The sequence below is a fragment of the Methylophaga sp. genome (genome assembly GCF_030651745.1).
In genome coordinates this window covers 1-16,441 of record NZ_JAUSCC010000011.1, presented here as the reverse complement: position 1 = coordinate 16,441, position 16,441 = coordinate 1, and the positions used below count along the sequence as shown (strand labels likewise).

The following is a 16,441-nucleotide window of genomic DNA, read 5'->3' as shown; positions in this document are numbered from 1 at the left end:
ACCCGGCAATAGGCGCGGATCGCAGACTCTCTTTCTTCAAATATGCTCATTTAATTCTCCTCTTGAACACGTCACTGGGACGATTTAGGGCAGTTCCTCCGGAACAGGTACGCCAACTCCAACCAGGCGTGAAAACAATCGTGTGACCGCCGGTATCAGCCGATCATTAAAGTCGTAATAAGGGCTATGGCATGGCACTTGATGATCCGGACCATCATCACTGCCAATCAAAGCAAATGCACCGGGAATATGTTGCAGGTAATAACTGAAATCTTCGGAGGCCATAATCGGTGTTGCAGTGACAAAATCCAATGAGTCAGCACCATTGATTTCCTGCCATAAACTGCGCATTTGTGTGGCCTGCACAGGATGATTAATGGTCGCATCATAGCGCGGGAAATTTTCAACCTCGGCAACCACGCCATAACTGGCCGCAGTTTGCTGGCTTATTTCAGTAATCAGCCGATAGATTTCATCGCGGGTTTTTCTGTCAGGTACTCTGATACTGCCGCCAATAACAGCATTTTGTGGAATAACCGTCGGCGCGCTTGGTGCTTCGATCGAGGTGACACTGATCACAGCAGCTTGTTGAGGTGCCAAACGTCGACTGATGATTTGTTGCAGATTTAAGGTGATCGCACTGGCTGCTAATACCGGATCACGACATAGTTCAGGTTGACTGGCATGACCACCTTGACCATGCAAAGTAATCTTAAATGTGCCGTTACCACACATTACCAGGCCATCAGGGCAAAGCATCTGGCCAAAAGGAATGGCGGGCCAGTTATGCCAACCATAAATTTCGTCGACACCATCAAGTGCACCGTCTTTGATCATTTCTCTTGCGCCATGACCACCTTCTTCAGCGGGCTGAAAAATCAACGTGACAGGACCGGTTAACTGAGCTTCGTGATATTTGAGCCATTTAGCCGCTGCTAATAAGGTTGCAGTGTGGCCATCATGCCCACAGGCATGCATGCAGCCTTCATTCATCGAACTCCAGGCTTTTAACGTGGCTTCGTGAATAGGTAACGCATCCATATCACCACGCAAGGCAATATGTGGCGCCGCAGTGCCATTGGGATTGAGTATGCCCACCGTGCCAGTGCCGGCACAGCTACGCCAGGTAATATTCAGTGAACTGAGAATCTCGCGAACACGTTGCGCAGTGCGATGCTCCTGCCAGCCCATTTCCGGATGAGCATGAAATTCACGGCGTATTGTTTCAGCTGTGGTGATGGTGTCTTGCCAGACATCTGACATGAGCCCTCCCCTGTTTTGGACCGAGCAACACAATTGTTGGGTGATCCGTTTATAAACAAATGCAAGTCACTATGTGACTCTAAAGGTGATTTGATGGTATTTCGGAGTAGCTATCTCGCTCTAAATGATTAGGCAAGTGCTGTGTTATTTGTGACACGTTGTGCCACGTTTGGTTCAAATGACATCGTTATCAACGTAGTTCGACCATAACAAGCGTTGAGATGAATTACCAATATTTTTCAATACTGATATGTCCCGGCTCACGCCGACTGTGCTTTTTTAATCCGCGTTCAGTCAATACATTCATGGTATCCAGCACCATATCCGGATTGCCACACAACATCAGATGGCTGTCGGAATCAATGCGGCCACCGGCTCGTGATTCCAGTTTATTGTCGAGTATGGCTGCCGGGATGCGTCCTGCGATCGCATAATCACAAGGCTCTCGGCTGACCATCGGGATATAGCTGAACTGGTGAGTATGTTGCTCAGCAATAGAGCGAATGGTTTGTTGATAGGTCAGCTCTTCGGTATAACGAACGGCATGGACCAAGGCTATCCGTTCAAACTGTTGCCAAACCTCAGTGGTTTTAATGATCGATAAAAACGGGCCAACGCCGGTGCCGGTTGCCAGTAAAAATAATTTTTTAGCTGCGGGTATCTGCTTAACCGTTAATAAACCTGTGGCTTTGGCAGCAACTTTGATACTGTCGCCGGCTTTAAGTTTAGCCAAACGGGTTGAAAACAGTCCGCCAGGGACTTTGATAAAGTAAAAGTCCAATGATTTTTCACCTGGTGCATTGACCAGTGAAAACGGTCGACTGACTTCTTCACCATCAATCTCCAGTGCCAAACGAGTAAACTGGCCGGCTTCAAAGGCATCAATGGATGCATCCACTCTCAGCGAATGTAGACTCTCCGTCCATTGTTTGTTTTCTATTACTCGGCCTTCGCTCCACTTACTCATCATTCATTCCTGCCCGGTAATCCGCATGGTTTATTAGCATGACCATATCAATAATATATGGGTTACAGCAAAACCGATCGAAGCTGTTAACGGTTGTAGCTGATTGGCAATCTGATTGATAGCCCATTTTGTATTATCATATGATGTTGATTATTCTAAATTCCAAGCAGTATCGAGAACCTCATATGAATTCAGTACTGGATATGCAGGCCCTGCAAGCCGCCCCCGTCAATCGTATTCCATTTCCCTTTTTTAAGGTGGAACGCTCGATACGCTCGGATGTGCTTAATCGTGTTATCGGAGATTTTCCGGATATCGACGATGGTGGCAGTTTTAATGTCGATGATGTGCCAGTAAATGAGGATTTCAAGTCTTTTCTGGATTCCATAGACAGCCCTGAATTTCGCCAGATCATCTGCGATAAATTCGATGTACAAGTCATGAATTTACCAATGATGATGACCTTGCGAGGTTATTCAAGACAAAAAGATGGACGTATTCATACTGATTCAAAAACCAAGCTGGTTACTATCCTGATTTATCTCAATGAGAGCTGGGATGCCGCTACTGGTCGTTTGCGAATTTTAAATAATGCTCATGATATGGAAGATTATGTGGATGAAATCAGTCCTGGGCCGGGCTCACTGGTAGCATTTAAAGTGACAGATAATTGCTGGCATGGCTATCCCAGTTATGAGGGAACTCGCCGTTCTATCCAGATAAACTTCCTGACCAGCGAAGCGGCTAACAATAAACACCGTTTTTTCCACAAACTCAGTGCAAAACTAAAAAGCTGGTTACGCAAACGTAAAGTGAAGGCGGCTTAACTGATGTCTTACCTTCAGGATCCGCGCGTTTTATTTGCCGCTGAACGAACATTGCTGGCTTGGAATCGCACGGGTTTGACCTTCATCATGTTTGGTTTTTTAATTGAACGCTCAGGTCTGTTAATTGAGATATTATCCAGCGAACAGCAACTGCTGAATACCACAATGACATTTATCATCGGTCTGGCGTTTATTTTACTGGGAAGTTTTACAACAGTTTATGCTGCCCGACAATTTCAACGTGTATTAAAAACCTTAGGGGAATCGGAATTTCCTGAAGGTTACCGGACGCAATGGGGCGTCGTTGTAAGTTTAATAGTAGCTCTGCTTGGTAGCTTATTGGCTATCAGCTTATTTATCACCTACAACTGAGTCCCCGTCATGTCCAAATGGTTATTGCTAAGTCTCGCCATTCTTGCGGAAGTTTTTGGCACCAGCTTTCTGAAAGCTTCTGACGGTTTTACCAAATTCTGGCCTTCAATTGCTGTTATCGTTGGATATGTTGTTGCTTTTTATTTCTTATCCTTGTCTTTGAAGGTCATTCCGGTTGGCATTGCCTATGCTATATGGGCAGGTCTCGGAGTGGTATTGATTGCGTTAATCGGTTGGGTGGTGTTTAGTCAGAAACTTGATACGGCTGCCATCATCGGCATTTCAATGATCTTAGGTGGCGTGATAGTGTTGAATGTATTTTCTAATAGCGTAACGCACTAACTCTCGCGCTGAATCAAGCTGTTTTTTGCTACAAATTGCCCACTGCTGGGCGTGAACTTTCGGATTTTTTATGAGCTCGTCGGACAAAACACACAATAAAATTGAAAACGGCCCGTTAATGGACGCAAATTCATTGGGCAGCGCCCTGCGTTATGTGTTTTCAGGCCGCCTGGCTTTACCTGATGGTCACCTCCCCAAAGCCAAACACACAGTGCCAGAGGATTTTGTCGGCGTTGGCGTAACGACCTCCGATGATCCTGCAGTGGATGACTACGTCCTGCAACAACTTGAAGCATTAAAAATCAAACAGGTTCGCCTCGATTTTACCTATGGTGATGAGGGTGGCCCGGTAACCCGTTTGCTGGAACGTTTATTGGCAACCGATATTCAAGTGCTTTTGCATCTAGTGCAACCATTTACCGAAGCGCAACAAATGAAAACCGGCAGTGCACAATTGCGCTGGCGTGAGTTTGTGCAAACCGCTGCCAGTCGATTCGGATCACGCGTAACTGCGATTGAAATTGGTTCAACCAGTAACCGTCGCCGCTGGGCGGGTTATGACACCGAGAGTTTTTTTAACACCTGGCGTATTGCTTATGAAGAGATCAAATCTCGTCATATCAAGATAGCTGGACCGAATATTTCTGATTTCGAACCGCTGCATAATATTGCGGTTTTGACGCGGTTGCGTCGTGACAATCAATTGCCGGATATTCATACCAATAACTTGTTCAGTGAGCGTGTGACCGAACCTGAACGCTTTGATCATCGTATTTTCGGCACCAAACTGGCGATGCGCCTGAAAGTAAATCTGGTGAAAAAAGCCCGTATTCTGAAAAAGATCACCGACGATTTTGGTGTCAAAGAATTTATTTCGCCAGCAGCGTTCTGGACGCTGCCGCGGATCCGCCGGGTATTGGTGAATGGCGAAGAGAAACAAGCAGACTATCTCAGTCGTTATCTGACCTTACTGGCGGCTTCTGGTGCCATGCAGCAAGCTTATTGGGGTCCGTTTATCTGTCACCGTGAAGGCCTGATAGATGATGGCTACGAAACCTATCCTGAGTTAGAAAGAATCACTCATTATCGTTCTGTATTGGGACAACAACAGGATTTCAGACTACGTCCGGCCTTCTATGCCATGCAGAACTTTATCCGTTTGATTCCAGGCAGCTTATATGAAGGGCCGTTAGCCACTGCAGAAGCTATTGAAGTACATGCGTTTCGCAATAAAGATAAACTCATCCATGTGTTATGGACAGCCAACGGACAGGCGATGCCCATGCATGCTTTATATGCCCCGTCTCAACTGGACAACGTTGAAACCATTACCCGGGATGGAGCAGTCGCCATTGAACAGCCAGAGTTTGTCACCGAATCCCCCATTTTTCTTTGCTGGCCAGCTAACGCAAAGATTGATCTCAAAGCCAGTCCAAAAGCTCGTGAAAGAGTTTCGGTTTATCGCCATGCTGCTGGCAAAAATTTGTATGAATTTGAACAGGATGGCTGGAAAGGCTTGTTAATTGCTGAAAACGCCGCGCAGGCTGCTGAACTTAAACAAAAACTGCATCCAGCCTATTTACCCGAGGCAACAGAAGAAAACACTCTACGTAAAGCACGTAATATTATCTGGCGTATAGAGGATCTGCTGGACAAAACTATTGTCGCCAAAAAACCTTTGCGCATGCCAGCGCATAAGCGACTGCTTGATAAATTCAAGCCGTGTAAGTCGAAACGTAGTTGGAATGCCGCCGCTGAATTATTACGTCGGGGTATTCCAACTGGATTACCTATCGCCTATTTTGAACGAACCGATGATAAAACGCTGACGGAAAATTATTATCTGTGTGATTTGGTGGATCATGATTTTTCCGCCAGAGAAATCCTCACCGCCTTCAATGATGGTGCTACTGAGTATCAAGGTGTCAGCGAAGACCAGTTATATCAACAGCTCAGCCAGTTTTTACTGGAAATGCATGGTCGAGGGGTATTTTTCCGTGATCTGGCCGGGGGAAATATCTTGATCAAGAAACAGGCTGATAGCAACTTGGAATTTACCCTGATTGATATCAACCGGGCACGCTTTTTCAACCGTAATGCCACCCTTTCCGAACGTCTGTCGGATCTGACAAGGATCTGTAATAAACTGCATTGGCAAGGCCGGGAAAAACTGGTCGGACTGTATCTTCAGCAAACCAAATATAAATTGCCATTCAACTTTCGCTGTCGTTTGCCGTTTTATCTTTATGATTTTAAAGTTAAATTCAAACGTCGTTATGGACGTAAAGCTATCAAACGGCTATTCAACAAATTACGCAGCGCTGATAAAAATTAGCTGACTTTTATTCCGCAGCCACTAGGCGTAAATTAGGGGCTACTGATAAAGGAGTTCCTGCAATGACGTTGGAAAATATAACCTTTGTTTTAGGTTGGGCTGCTGTGCTCAATTTTTCGCTGCTGATAGTCTGGTTTATTGTCTATGCATCAAGCGCTGACAAAATCTATCAATTGCATAGCCGTTGGTTCAACATATCTCGCGAGCAATTTTCTCAATTACATTATTGCGGAATGATGTTTTACAAACTCGCCATATTTTTGTTTTTGCTCACACCTTATATTGGTTTGAAATTTGTGCCATCATAAGCCTGCCTGTTTTATTCCCACTATGACCCGAAAATGATGCCGTCCAACTTCGACGGTTGTTTTTGTGCGTCTTTAAATTTGTTGAATGGAGTTTATTGTGACTACGCAACCTGACATTATTATTTCCGAGCTCGATTACACGCGTATCGAAAACCTGCTGCAATCATCTACCGATATTCCGGCGAATATTAAAGCGGCTTTAGAAACCGAGTTAGAACGCGCTGAGCTGGTTGCACCCGAACAGATGCCAGCCAATATCGTGACCATGAATTCACAGGTAAAATTTTCTGTTATCTCCAGCGGGGTAACTTTTACGCTGAAATTGGTCTATCCAAAAGATATGGATGATTCTGGTAACACGATTTCCATTTTAGCGCCGGTTGGCAGTGCCATGCTTGGCCTGAAAGAAGGCGATGAAATTGACTGGCCAGATGGTAAGGGTGGAATGTTACAGGTCAGGATCGAATCCATAGAATATCAACCGGAGCGAGCAGGTGAATTTCACCGATAGTTCCGGTTAACCAAAGCCGGAGTCCGATATGTTAAAGAAATGGTTGGGTCTGCTGTCGATTTTGATTTTCAGTGCTTGTAGTTCTGAACCATCAGATGAGCGGCGTCTGATTATTGAAGATTTGCCAGTCAGCTACAGCGGCACGCTGCCCTGCGCTGACTGTCCAGGGATTGATTACCGTCTCAATTTATTCGCAGATCATAGCTACTATCTGCAATTGCATTATCAGGAGTCTGGTGATGATTCAACTTTCTATCAGCTGGGCCAATGGCAGCAACAAACCAGTCAGTTGAGATTGTTATCTGATAATCCTCAACAAACTGCGTTTCAAATCGAAAGAGATGGCAGCATCAGTTTGCTGGATCAGGAATATACGGTAATCAACAGCTCGCTAAATTATCAATTACAACGTGATGCAATGTTTCAAGCTGTTTATCCCGCCATGCAGTTTCATGGTATGTACAGTTACATGGCGGATAGTGGCATTTTTAAAGAATGTCTGACAGGCCAACGTTGGTTTGTCGCCCATGAAGCGGATAATGCAGCACTTGAATCCCTGTATCTGGAGTATGTCGATGAGGCAAATCAACCGATTTTAGTCGAGTTGACCGGCTATATGGAACCTCGTCCAAATTCCGATACCGGTGAAATGCAGCCGACATTAATTGTCACTAAAGCCCAGGACATCTGGCCTGGCGAGACTTGTGGCGAGCTGGGTTATAACGAAAATTTAATCAATACCTACTGGAAACTGACCCGCTTGAATGACGAGCCAATAGAAGTTTACGAACAGCAACGTGAACCATCACTTATTTTGGCCAGTGAAGAAAACCGGCTGTCCGGATCGGATGGTTGCAATCGAATTATGGGCAACTATCAGCTACGAGAAGACAAACTTAAATTCAGCCGAATCGCCAGCACAATGATGGCTTGTGCTCAAGGCATGGAAACGGCTCAAGCGATGCATTTTATGCTGGAAAAAGTGCGTTACTGGAAGATTGAAGGTCAACATCTTGAATTAGCGGATGTGAATGGCAATGTGATGGCACGGTTTGAAGCAGTGCATCTGCAATAGTCATGCAGTTAATCTTTCGCGGCGCTAATATTCTCGAAGCCCACATTGTGGCGGGCTTACTGGAAGCTCATGAGATGGAAACCTATGTCGGCGGCCACTATCTGCAAGGCGCAGTTGGCGATTTACCGGCCAGTGATTTTGCCCATGTCTTTGTCAACGATGATGATGTGGATGCTGCAGAAAAACTGATCGCGGACTATGAAGCTGGCAAGTTTGCCGGTGTAGATGACTATTCCGAGAAATAGTGTCTGGCCTGCGCAGAATCGATATGGATCTGCGATATCAATTGATCCAGATCGGCAAATTTATGTTCATCGCGCAGTTTCTTCAGAAAATATACCTGTACATGTTCACCGTAAATATCGCGTTCGAAATCAAACAGATGCACTTCCAGTAACGCTTTATCACTCCCTGAAACAGTCGGTCTGACACCGATATTGGCCACGCCGTTGACTGGTTCTTCATCGATACCATACAACTGCACGGCATAAACCCCTTTTAACGGTACTTTGGCCCGATGCAAATGAATATTGGCAGTCGGGTAACCCATTTTACGGCCACGTTTATCGCCATGCGCCACGCGACCACTCATCCGATAAGGACGTCCTAACAGCTTTTCTGCTACGGCTAAATCTCCCTCTCGCAAAGCTTCCCGAATACGGGTACTACTCACTCGCATATCATCAATAGCAAAAGTATGCATATTGACCACTTGAAATCCGTGCTGTTTACCTACTTTCTGCAGTAAAGCAAAGTCACCTTGACGATCTTTGCCAAAGCGAAAATCATCACCGACCACCAGATAGCGTACATTTAAACCATCTATCAATAACTTCTGGATAAAAGTTTCAGCCTGCATTTCGGCAAGCTGACGATTAAAACGCAAAACACAGAGCTTTTGAATCGAATAGGCACGCAACGCTTCAACTTTTTCACGAAATCGCGATAATCTTGCTGGGGCTTTTTGCGGGACAAAATATTCATAAGGCTGCGGTTCAAAGGTGATCACTACGGCTGGTAAATTCAGCATATCCGCTTTCATTGCCAACTGTGTCAGTACCGCCTGGTGGCCAAGATGAACACCATCAAAGTTGCCAATTGTTGCCACACAACCTTGAGCAGGGTCAGGTAAATTGTATAAGCCGCGAATGATTTTCGGCATGAATAATTCAGTGTTAGAAATAAACACAACAGACTAACGGGAAATTAGCAAACATTCCAGCGGGCATGTCTGCTTCGATTCACTTATAATGTGCCGTTAACGCGGGATTTGTACAGAGGCCAATATGGTGGCAAAACGCAAAAAACTGGATTATGAGGCGGCTGTCAGTGAGTTGGAATCACTGGTAGAGCGTTTGGAAAAAGGTGATATTAGCCTTGAAGAATCTTTGAAACTCTACGAACGCGGAGTATTGCTTACCCGCGATTGCCAGGAAGCTTTGCAAGCGGCTGAACAAAAAGTACAAATGTTATTACAGCAATCCGGCCAGTCCGATTTAGTGGATTTTGATCCTGATTCCGAGGTCTCGTGACACAACAGCTCTCTTTAACTGACTGGATGACCGCGCACCAGCAACGTATCAGTTCAGCCCTGCAGCACCGATTACCTTCGACCAGCGGTGTCTCGGCAACAAAGTTAAGCGAAGCAATGCATTACGCTACGTTAAATGGTGGAAAACGCTTGCGGGCAATGTTGGTCTATGCCACGGGAGAAGCGTTTAATGCTGATACCGATGCGCTGGACGCCGCTGCCAGCGCGGTTGAAATGATTCATGCCTATTCACTGGTGCATGACGATATGCCAATGATGGATGATGATGATCTGCGTCGAGGCAAGCCTACCTGCCATAAGGCCTATGATGAAGCGACGGCTTTATTAGTTGGTGATGCACTACAAAGTCTGGCCTTTGAATGCCTGTGTGATAATCAGCTTTCACCTGCCCAGCAAATCGCAATGGTTAAGTGTTTGGCGCATGCATCTGGTGCTGCAGGTATGGCTGGTGGTCAGGCTATCGATTTAGCATCTGTCGGCAAACAATTAAACCAATTTGAACTGGAAGCCATGCATCAGCTAAAAACAGGTGCATTAATCAAAGCCAGTGTGGCACTGGGTGCACATTGCAGCTCAACATGTACCACTGCCGATTTTCAGCATCTTGAAAATTATGCGGCAGCTATCGGACTGGCATTTCAAGTTCAGGATGATGTGCTTGATGTAATCGCTGATACCAAAACACTGGGTAAACAACAAGGCGCAGATATTGCTCGCAATAAACCAACCTACCCTGCTTTAATGGGGCTTAAAGCCGCGCAACATAAAGCACAATCGCTTGTTGAAGAAGCCTTGGCCGCGCTTGATAATCTGGATAATCAATGTCTGGCACTGCGAGCATTGGCAAACTTTGTCGTGCAACGGACTTTTTAATGACACTGGATAACATGACAAGCCTACTTGCTCAGATAGACTCACCCGCCCAGTTACGTCAATTAGAGCGTAAACAGCTGGATCAGTTAGCGGTTGAAATCCGTGAGTTAATCGTCGACAAAATTCAACAAACCGGCGGCCATATCTCGTCGAATTTAGGAGTTGTTGAACTGACACTGGCTTTACATTATGTGTTTAACACTCCTGAAGACCGCTTGGTCTGGGATGTCGGTCATCAAAGTTATGCACATAAAATCCTTACCGGCCGCCGCGATCAAATGCATACCATGCGACAACCTGACGGACTTTCGGGATTTCCCAAACGCAGTGAAAGTGAATATGACAGCTTTGGCGTCGGTCATTCTAGTACATCGATCAGTGCCGCTTTAGGCATGGCGATTGCGGCTCGTGCCAATGGTGATTCCAGACATTCAGTAGCAATTATCGGTGATGGTGCCCTTACTGCGGGACAAGCCTATGAAGCTCTGGCACACGCCGGTGATTTGGGTGCCAATTTGCTGGTGGTGCTCAATGATAATGAGATGTCTATATCCAAAAATGTCGGCGGTATGGCCAATTATCTGGCTAGGCTACTGTCTGGTCGTTTTTACCGTTCTGCCCGTGAAAGCAGCAAAAAAATGCTGGAAAAGATCCCTCCAGCCTGGGAATTTGCCCGGCGTACTGAAGAGCATGTCAAAGGCATGATGATGCCTGGAACCTTATTTGAAGAAATGGGGTTCAATTACATCGGCCCTATAGATGGGCATGATCTGGATACCTTAATCACTACCTTGAGTAATTTGCGCAACAGCAAAGGTGCGCAATTTCTGCATATCGTCACTAAAAAAGGCAAAGGATTTGAACCAGCTGAACAAGAACCGTGTAAATATCATGGTGTCAGCCCGGCCAACAGTAAAAAATCCGGTCCAACCTTTACTCAGGTTTTCAGCCAATGGCTGTGCGATATGGGTGCCGCATCTGAAGATTTGATAGCCATCACGCCGGCAATGTGTGAAGGATCTGGGCTGAACGCCTTTGCTGAGCGCTTCCCTGACCGATACTTTGATGTCGGCATAGCCGAACAACATGCAGTGACTTTAGCTGCAGGTATGGCTTGTGAGGGTAAAAAACCGGTGGTCGCCATATATTCCACCTTTCTGCAGCGCGCTTACGATCAACTGATACATGATGTGGCTCTGCAAAATTTGCCGGTATTGTTTGCCATTGATCGGGCCGGCCTGGTCGGTGCAGATGGCGCAACTCATGCGGGCAGCTTCGATTTAAGTTATCTGCGTTGTGTTCCCAATATGCTCATCATGGCCCCCAGCGATGAAAACGAATGTCGACAAATGTTGACCACCGGTTTTCAGCATAATGGCCCTGCTGCAGTGCGCTATCCACGTGGTTGCGGCAATGGCACAGCCATTGAGCCACAACTCGATAGTTTGCCAATTTGTAAAGCTCAAACCCGCCGTACTGGTAAAAAAACGGCCATCCTGGCGTTTGGAACCCTATTGCATGCAGCGCTTGAAGCTGCAGATCAAGTTGATGCAACGGTTGTGAATATGCGCTTTGTAAAACCATTAGACACCGACATGCTGGATGAGATTGCCGCCAATCATGAACTCATCATCACCATTGAAGAAAATTCCGTGCTTGGCGGCGCGGGCAGTGCCGTGAACGAATACTTCCAGCAACAGGGAGTACAGGCTAATTTGCAGATGATGGGCCTTCCCGATAAGTTCATCGATCATGGCGAACATGCAAAAATGCTGAGTGCTTGTGGACTGGATGCAAGTGGTATTATCGATACCATCAATCGTTATTTTGCGTAATAATGGCCTGTTCGATAGGCTAATTCCTGAGTATAATAGTCAACATTATGAGTGCCACCTATACCTTAAAAATTCTGGCTGATTTTGCCTCTGCACACACCTTGCGGGATTACCCCGGGGATTGCCGGCGCATGCATGGCCATAACTGGAAACTGGAAATCGAAGTCACTGCCAATGCCCTTAATCAGCATGGTATGGGCATGGATTTTAAAACCATTAAAACGGCGACTCGTGAATTAGCCAAAACACTGGATCACCGTTATCTGAATGATATTCCGCCGTTTGATGAGATTAATCCAACAGCCGAAAATATCGCCCAGTTCTTTTATCAGCGCCTTAGCAATACGCTAAACACCGACACCGCCAAAGTTTCTGGCGTAACGGTCTGGGAAACCGACCGAGCCTGTGTCAAATATAGTGAGGACTAACCCGAATCATGACTGAACAAAACAAGCCCGTGGCAGCCGCAGAAATCGAAGACGTACAGAACATTAAAGACAAACGTCATATCGCCATTGATAAAGTTGGCATTAAAGATATTCGCCATCCCGTTGTGGTCAGTGATCGCACCACCGGCGAACAGCACACCGTGGCCAATTTCAATATGTACGTGAATCTGCCGCATCAGTTCAAGGGCACGCACATGTCGCGTTTTGTTGAGATCCTAAATCCGCATGAACGTGAAAGTACCGATAAATCTATTCACACTATGTTAGGTGAAATGACCGAGCGTCTGGATGCTGAATCCGGCTATATCGAAATGAGCTTCCCTTACTTTGTGAATAAAGAAGCGCCAATTTCAAAAGTCCGCAGTCTGATGGATTATCAGGTCAGTTTTATCGGTGAAATCGTTGGCAAGAAAACCAGCATGACGGTTAAAGTCATTGTGCCGGTCACCAGCTTGTGCCCATGCTCAAAAAATATCTCTGACTACGGCGCGCATAACCAACGTTCACATGTCACATTAACCGTCAAAACCGACAGCTTTATCTGGATTGAAGATTTAATTGATCTGGTGGAAGACGAAGCTTCCTGCCAAATTTATGGTTTGCTGAAGCGTCCTGACGAAAAATATGTCACTGAACACGCTTACGACAATCCGAAGTTTGTAGAAGATATGGTCCGTGATGTGGCGGCGCGCCTGAATGCAGATGATCGCATTAATGCCTACACCGTTGAGTCAGAAAACTTTGAATCCATCCATAATCACTCTGCTTATGCGTTGATTAGCAAAGGTTTCGATTGATAATCAGGTATACAGACACAAAAAAGCCCGGTCATACCGGGCTTTTTTATGCTCAGAATTTACGGCGTAAATCCAGCCGCTCCCCTTTGCGTTCCATATCAAACGCATTGAGAAAACTCATTCCCAGTAACGCTCGTTGCGGTTCCGGCCCGTCAATCACTACTGCATCTACATTATCCAATGAGATATCGCCGAGCTGTACGTTTTGCAGTTGAATGCTATATGCGAGTTCCACACCGGAAGCCGTTCTTACTCCAATCTGGTTAGCACCTAAATAGTCCACGCCTAAGCGTTTAGCAGTTTCACCATTTATCGCAATTACTGTTGCGCCGGTATCCACCATGAAGTCGACGGTATAACCGTTGACTGAGCCACTAGCCAGATACATACCGTTGGTCGGCCAAATACTGACCACCGGCATTTCAGCAGGTGCCGAATAAACGCCCCCCACCCGATTATTCAATTCGAATATGCTGCGTTGACCAGCAATATCCATGACCGCCTGATTACTGTTAGCACTGATTAATATTACCCCTTCCGGCGTTCGTTGGCCGACGGCTAAAAAATGCTGTTTCCGGTTAATTTCAACCACAGCATGATCGCGATACAGAGCCATGACCAGAATTTGTAAATCCTCTGACCACGCGTTAAGTGGAATACACAGTATAATGAGCACAGAAATCGTTAATTTACGCATTGTATCTACTCAACAAAAAGCCGTTTACTGCAAATAAGCATGACTAATTTTTCTTACCCTACCGTGACCGGTGTCATTCTCGCCGGTGGCGAAGCCCGTCGTATGGGCGGTCATGACAAAGGCCTGATAGCATTTGCAAATCAGCCGTTGGTTGCTCATGTTATTAATCACATAGCACCCCAGGTTGAGCAGTTGCTGATAAATGCAAATCGTAATATAGAGCGTTATCAACAATTTGGCTATCCTGTTATTCGCGATTCGCTATCCGACTTTCAAGGGCCGCTAGCGGGTATGCTGGCAGGTATGCTCGCCGCCAAGACCGATTATATTCTGACGGTACCCTGTGACAGTCCAGCACCTAGTAAAAAATTAAGACAGCGTATGCTGGAATGCTTGTTACTTTCAGGTAAAAAAATCGCTGTCGCCACTGATGGTAAGCGTATTCAACCAGTATTTGCATTAATACACTGTGAACTGGCAGACGATTTACATAAATATCTTGCAGCAGGCGAACGAAAAATTGATCGCTGGTTTGCTCAGCATCCAATGATTGAAGTGGATTTTTCTGATCAGCCGGAGAGCTTTAAGAACCTCAACCATCCCGAAGATCTTCTTACCAGCGCTTATAACATGCCAGTACCGATGTTAGGCATTGCGGCATACAGCGGTACCGGCAAAACCACTTTACTTACTCAATTAATTCCCAGACTGCGCGAATCCGGTTTAAACGTCGCTGTCGTTAAACATGCCCACCATTTATTTGATATTGATCAGCCGGGTAAAGATAGTTATCGGATCCGTGAGGCCGGTGCCAGCCAGATGCTGGTGGCTTCCAGACGTCTATTGGCCTTGATGCAGACCAGCGACAATGAACAGGCAGAGCCCCAATTAACAGATTGTTTAGCGCGATTGGATATGCAAAAACTGGATTTGATTCTGGTTGAAGGATTTAAACACGAAGCTTTTCCGAAATTAGAATTGCATCGTAGTAATATCGGTAAACCACTGATTTATCCGAACGACCATAATATTATCGCCATTGCCACTGATTCTGTTTTGCCTGATCAGCCCAACATTCCCGTGTTGAATCTGAATGATTTAGACGCCATTCTGCAGTTTATTACTACTTTTATCCGGCAATACCACCATGACTGAATTCACTCCTCAACCAAGTTGCGCTACCCCTGAACCCGCTACCACTTTACGGGTGGATGAAGCCAGACAGCGCATCTTGCAGCAAATCACTGCGATAAACTGTTGGCGCAAAGTGGCACTGCGTGATGCGTTGGGACAGGTTTTACATGAAGATGTGATTTCTCCATTATCGGTTCCGCCTCATGCGAATTCAGCTATGGATGGTTATGCACTTCGTGGAGAGGATCTCACCAATCAAACCACCACGCTAAAACTGATTGGTAGCGCCTTTGCAGGCCGGCCTTTTAAAAATGCCGTTAATGCAGGTGAATGCGTGCGCATTATGACCGGTGCAATGATGCCGGAACACTGTGACACCGTGATCATGCAGGAACAGGCAGAAGTACAAGATGATTTAATCGTATTCCATGGCGAACATCATCTCGGTGAAAATGTTCGACTAGCGGGCGAGGACATTCAAGCCGGTTCAGTAGTATTACGTGCCGGACATCGGATTATTCCTGCAGATTTAGGCCTGCTGGCTTCGCTTGGCTTGGCTGAAATAAAGGTTCGCAGAAAGATTCGTGTCGCGTTTTTTTCCACCGGTGATGAGTTACGTTCCCTTGGCGAGAGCTTAACGCCTGGTGATATCTACGATAGCAATCGTTATACGCTGTTTGCCATGCTCAAACGCCTGGATGCCGATGTGCTTGATATGGGTGTGGTCAAAGATACCCCTGATGATTTGCGTCAGGCATTGTTGCAAGCGGCGGCTGAAGCCGATGTCGTTATTACCTCTGGCGGTGTTTCGGTAGGTGAAGCAGATTACGTAAAACAGCTTTTAGCTGAACTCGGCCAAGTAGATTTCTGGAAAATAGCAATGAAACCCGGCAGACCACTCGCCTATGGCAAAATAGCCGACGCCCACTTTTTTGGTTTACCCGGTAATCCAGTATCAGTCATGGTGACTTTCTATCAGTTTGTACAACCGGCATTAAACAAACTGGCAGGTGCACTTGAGCAAACTCCATTGCTGTTACAGGCTGTCGCTGCTGCTGATATCCGTAAGCGTCCCGGTCGATTTGAATTTCAACGTGGATTATT

The 16,441-nt window shown here is 46.0% G+C and carries 19 protein-coding genes; 15 read left to right on the top strand and 4 right to left on the bottom strand.

The features are described from left to right. Positions 1-84: 84 nt before the first annotated feature. Entirely contained in the window at positions 85-1,263 is a 1,179-nt protein-coding gene (gene doeB2, locus Q7V21_RS00595; RefSeq protein WP_304915433.1) for a N(2)-acetyl-L-2,4-diaminobutanoate deacetylase DoeB2, read from the bottom strand. Positions 1,264-1,489: 226 nt separating this feature from the next. Next, positions 1,490-2,233, bottom strand: coding sequence for a ferredoxin--NADP reductase (locus tag Q7V21_RS00590; protein WP_304915432.1), 744 nt, complete (start codon positions 2,231-2,233; stop codon positions 1,490-1,492). A gap of 182 nt (positions 2,234-2,415) precedes the next feature. On the opposite strand from Q7V21_RS00590, the gene Q7V21_RS00585 reads away from it, so the two are divergent. The 8 genes from Q7V21_RS00585 to Q7V21_RS00550 all read left to right on the top strand — a co-directional run bounded on the left by Q7V21_RS00585 (position 2,416) and on the right by Q7V21_RS00550 (position 8,245). Then, positions 2,416-3,057: a 2OG-Fe(II) oxygenase gene (locus tag Q7V21_RS00585; protein WP_304915431.1), complete on the top strand. Its 642-nt coding sequence runs from the start codon at positions 2,416-2,418 to the stop codon at positions 3,055-3,057. A gap of 3 nt (positions 3,058-3,060) precedes the next feature. After that, on the top strand, positions 3,061-3,429 hold the full coding sequence (locus Q7V21_RS00580; protein ID WP_304915430.1) for a YidH family protein: 369 nt from the start codon (positions 3,061-3,063) through the stop codon (positions 3,427-3,429). 9 nt (positions 3,430-3,438) lie between these two features. After that, complete coding sequence (locus Q7V21_RS00575; protein WP_304915429.1) at positions 3,439-3,771, top strand: multidrug efflux SMR transporter; 333 nt, start codon at positions 3,439-3,441, stop codon at positions 3,769-3,771. 70 nt (positions 3,772-3,841) lie between these two features. Next, entirely contained in the window at positions 3,842-6,106 is a 2,265-nt protein-coding gene (locus Q7V21_RS00570) for a lipopolysaccharide kinase InaA family protein (RefSeq protein ID WP_304915428.1), read from the top strand. A 62-nt stretch (positions 6,107-6,168) separates the two neighbouring features. Next, on the top strand, positions 6,169-6,414 hold the full coding sequence (locus Q7V21_RS00565; protein WP_304915427.1) for a DUF6868 family protein: 246 nt from the start codon (positions 6,169-6,171) through the stop codon (positions 6,412-6,414). Between the two features lie 97 nt (positions 6,415-6,511). Beyond that, positions 6,512-6,925, top strand: coding sequence for a nucleoside diphosphate kinase regulator (gene rnk, locus Q7V21_RS00560; protein WP_304915426.1), 414 nt, complete (start codon positions 6,512-6,514; stop codon positions 6,923-6,925). Between the two features lie 28 nt (positions 6,926-6,953). After that, on the top strand, positions 6,954-8,000 hold the full coding sequence (locus tag Q7V21_RS00555) for an META domain-containing protein (RefSeq protein ID WP_304915425.1): 1,047 nt from the start codon (positions 6,954-6,956) through the stop codon (positions 7,998-8,000). Positions 8,001-8,002: 2 nt separating this feature from the next. Then, a complete protein-coding gene (locus tag Q7V21_RS00550) occupies positions 8,003-8,245 on the top strand; it encodes a DUF2007 domain-containing protein (RefSeq protein ID WP_304915424.1) in 243 nt (80 codons plus the stop codon). Here Q7V21_RS00550 and ribF read toward each other — a convergent pair. Continuing rightward, positions 8,230-9,162 (bottom strand): bifunctional riboflavin kinase/FAD synthetase, encoded by a 933-nt coding sequence (gene ribF, locus Q7V21_RS00545; RefSeq protein WP_304915423.1) that lies wholly within the window; start codon positions 9,160-9,162, stop codon positions 8,230-8,232. The two genes, Q7V21_RS00550 and ribF, sit on opposite strands and share 16 nt — an antisense overlap. Positions 9,163-9,286: 124 nt before the next feature. Between ribF and Q7V21_RS00540 the strand changes: the two genes are divergently transcribed. Genes Q7V21_RS00540 through folE2 form a run of 5 tightly spaced genes read left to right on the top strand, consistent with a single transcriptional unit; the run spans position 9,287 to position 13,506 of the window. Beyond that, positions 9,287-9,532, top strand: coding sequence for an exodeoxyribonuclease VII small subunit (locus tag Q7V21_RS00540; RefSeq protein ID WP_084002961.1), 246 nt, complete (start codon positions 9,287-9,289; stop codon positions 9,530-9,532). 26 nt (positions 9,533-9,558) lie between these two features. After that, on the top strand, positions 9,559-10,425 hold the full coding sequence (gene ispA / locus Q7V21_RS00535; protein ID WP_304915435.1) for a (2E,6E)-farnesyl diphosphate synthase: 867 nt from the start codon (positions 9,559-9,561) through the stop codon (positions 10,423-10,425). Beyond that, entirely contained in the window at positions 10,425-12,260 is a 1,836-nt protein-coding gene (gene dxs / locus Q7V21_RS00530; RefSeq protein ID WP_304915434.1) for a 1-deoxy-D-xylulose-5-phosphate synthase, read from the top strand. The genes ispA and dxs overlap by 1 nt, the downstream gene beginning before the upstream one ends. Positions 12,261-12,307: 47 nt before the next feature. Next, positions 12,308-12,688: a 6-carboxytetrahydropterin synthase QueD gene (gene queD, locus Q7V21_RS00525; protein ID WP_304915422.1), complete on the top strand. Its 381-nt coding sequence runs from the start codon at positions 12,308-12,310 to the stop codon at positions 12,686-12,688. 8 nt (positions 12,689-12,696) lie between these two features. Then, positions 12,697-13,506 carry a GTP cyclohydrolase FolE2 gene (gene folE2 / locus Q7V21_RS00520; RefSeq protein ID WP_304915421.1) on the top strand — a complete coding sequence of 270 codons (810 nt, stop codon included), beginning with the start codon at positions 12,697-12,699 and terminating at the stop codon, positions 13,504-13,506. Positions 13,507-13,558: 52 nt separating this feature from the next. On the opposite strand, the gene Q7V21_RS00515 is transcribed toward folE2, so the two are convergent. Further along, complete coding sequence (locus Q7V21_RS00515) at positions 13,559-14,182, bottom strand: TIGR02281 family clan AA aspartic protease (RefSeq protein ID WP_304915420.1); 624 nt, start codon at positions 14,180-14,182, stop codon at positions 13,559-13,561. A gap of 60 nt (positions 14,183-14,242) precedes the next feature. On the opposite strand from Q7V21_RS00515, the gene mobA reads away from it, so the two are divergent. Further along, positions 14,243-15,358 carry a molybdenum cofactor guanylyltransferase MobA gene (gene mobA / locus Q7V21_RS00510; protein WP_069295653.1) on the top strand — a complete coding sequence of 372 codons (1,116 nt, stop codon included), beginning with the start codon at positions 14,243-14,245 and terminating at the stop codon, positions 15,356-15,358. After that, a partial coding sequence (gene glp / locus Q7V21_RS00505) for a gephyrin-like molybdotransferase Glp (protein WP_304915419.1) occupies positions 15,351-16,441 on the top strand: 1,091 nt, incomplete at its 3' end. The genes mobA and glp, both read left to right, overlap by 8 nt.

What these genes read in the sequence shown, in the direction of transcription:
- Q7V21_RS00540 (WP_084002961.1), top strand. Translation starts at nt 9,287, where the DNA reads ATGGTGGCAAAACGCAAAAAACTGGATTATGAGGCGGCTGTCAGTGAG.
- Q7V21_RS00550 (WP_304915424.1), top strand. Translation starts at nt 8,003, where the DNA reads ATGCAGTTAATCTTTCGCGGCGCTAATATTCTCGAAGCCCACATTGTG.
- Q7V21_RS00555 (WP_304915425.1), top strand. Translation starts at nt 6,954, where the DNA reads ATGTTAAAGAAATGGTTGGGTCTGCTGTCGATTTTGATTTTCAGTGCT.
- folE2 (WP_304915421.1), top strand. Translation starts at nt 12,697, where the DNA reads ATGACTGAACAAAACAAGCCCGTGGCAGCCGCAGAAATCGAAGACGTA.
- ribF (WP_304915423.1), bottom strand. Translation starts at nt 9,162, where the DNA reads ATGCCGAAAATCATTCGCGGCTTATACAATTTACCTGACCCTGCTCAA.
- Q7V21_RS00570 (WP_304915428.1), top strand. Translation starts at nt 3,842, where the DNA reads ATGAGCTCGTCGGACAAAACACACAATAAAATTGAAAACGGCCCGTTA.
- Q7V21_RS00590 (WP_304915432.1), bottom strand. Translation starts at nt 2,233, where the DNA reads ATGATGAGTAAGTGGAGCGAAGGCCGAGTAATAGAAAACAAACAATGG.
- Q7V21_RS00585 (WP_304915431.1), top strand. Translation starts at nt 2,416, where the DNA reads ATGAATTCAGTACTGGATATGCAGGCCCTGCAAGCCGCCCCCGTCAAT.
- doeB2 (WP_304915433.1), bottom strand. Translation starts at nt 1,263, where the DNA reads ATGTCAGATGTCTGGCAAGACACCATCACCACAGCTGAAACAATACGC.
- Q7V21_RS00580 (WP_304915430.1), top strand. Translation starts at nt 3,061, where the DNA reads ATGTCTTACCTTCAGGATCCGCGCGTTTTATTTGCCGCTGAACGAACA.
- Q7V21_RS00575 (WP_304915429.1), top strand. Translation starts at nt 3,439, where the DNA reads ATGTCCAAATGGTTATTGCTAAGTCTCGCCATTCTTGCGGAAGTTTTT.
- Q7V21_RS00565 (WP_304915427.1), top strand. Translation starts at nt 6,169, where the DNA reads ATGACGTTGGAAAATATAACCTTTGTTTTAGGTTGGGCTGCTGTGCTC.
- mobA (WP_069295653.1), top strand. Translation starts at nt 14,243, where the DNA reads ATGACTAATTTTTCTTACCCTACCGTGACCGGTGTCATTCTCGCCGGT.
- ispA (WP_304915435.1), top strand. Translation starts at nt 9,559, where the DNA reads ATGACCGCGCACCAGCAACGTATCAGTTCAGCCCTGCAGCACCGATTA.
- dxs (WP_304915434.1), top strand. Translation starts at nt 10,425, where the DNA reads ATGACACTGGATAACATGACAAGCCTACTTGCTCAGATAGACTCACCC.
- queD (WP_304915422.1), top strand. Translation starts at nt 12,308, where the DNA reads ATGAGTGCCACCTATACCTTAAAAATTCTGGCTGATTTTGCCTCTGCA.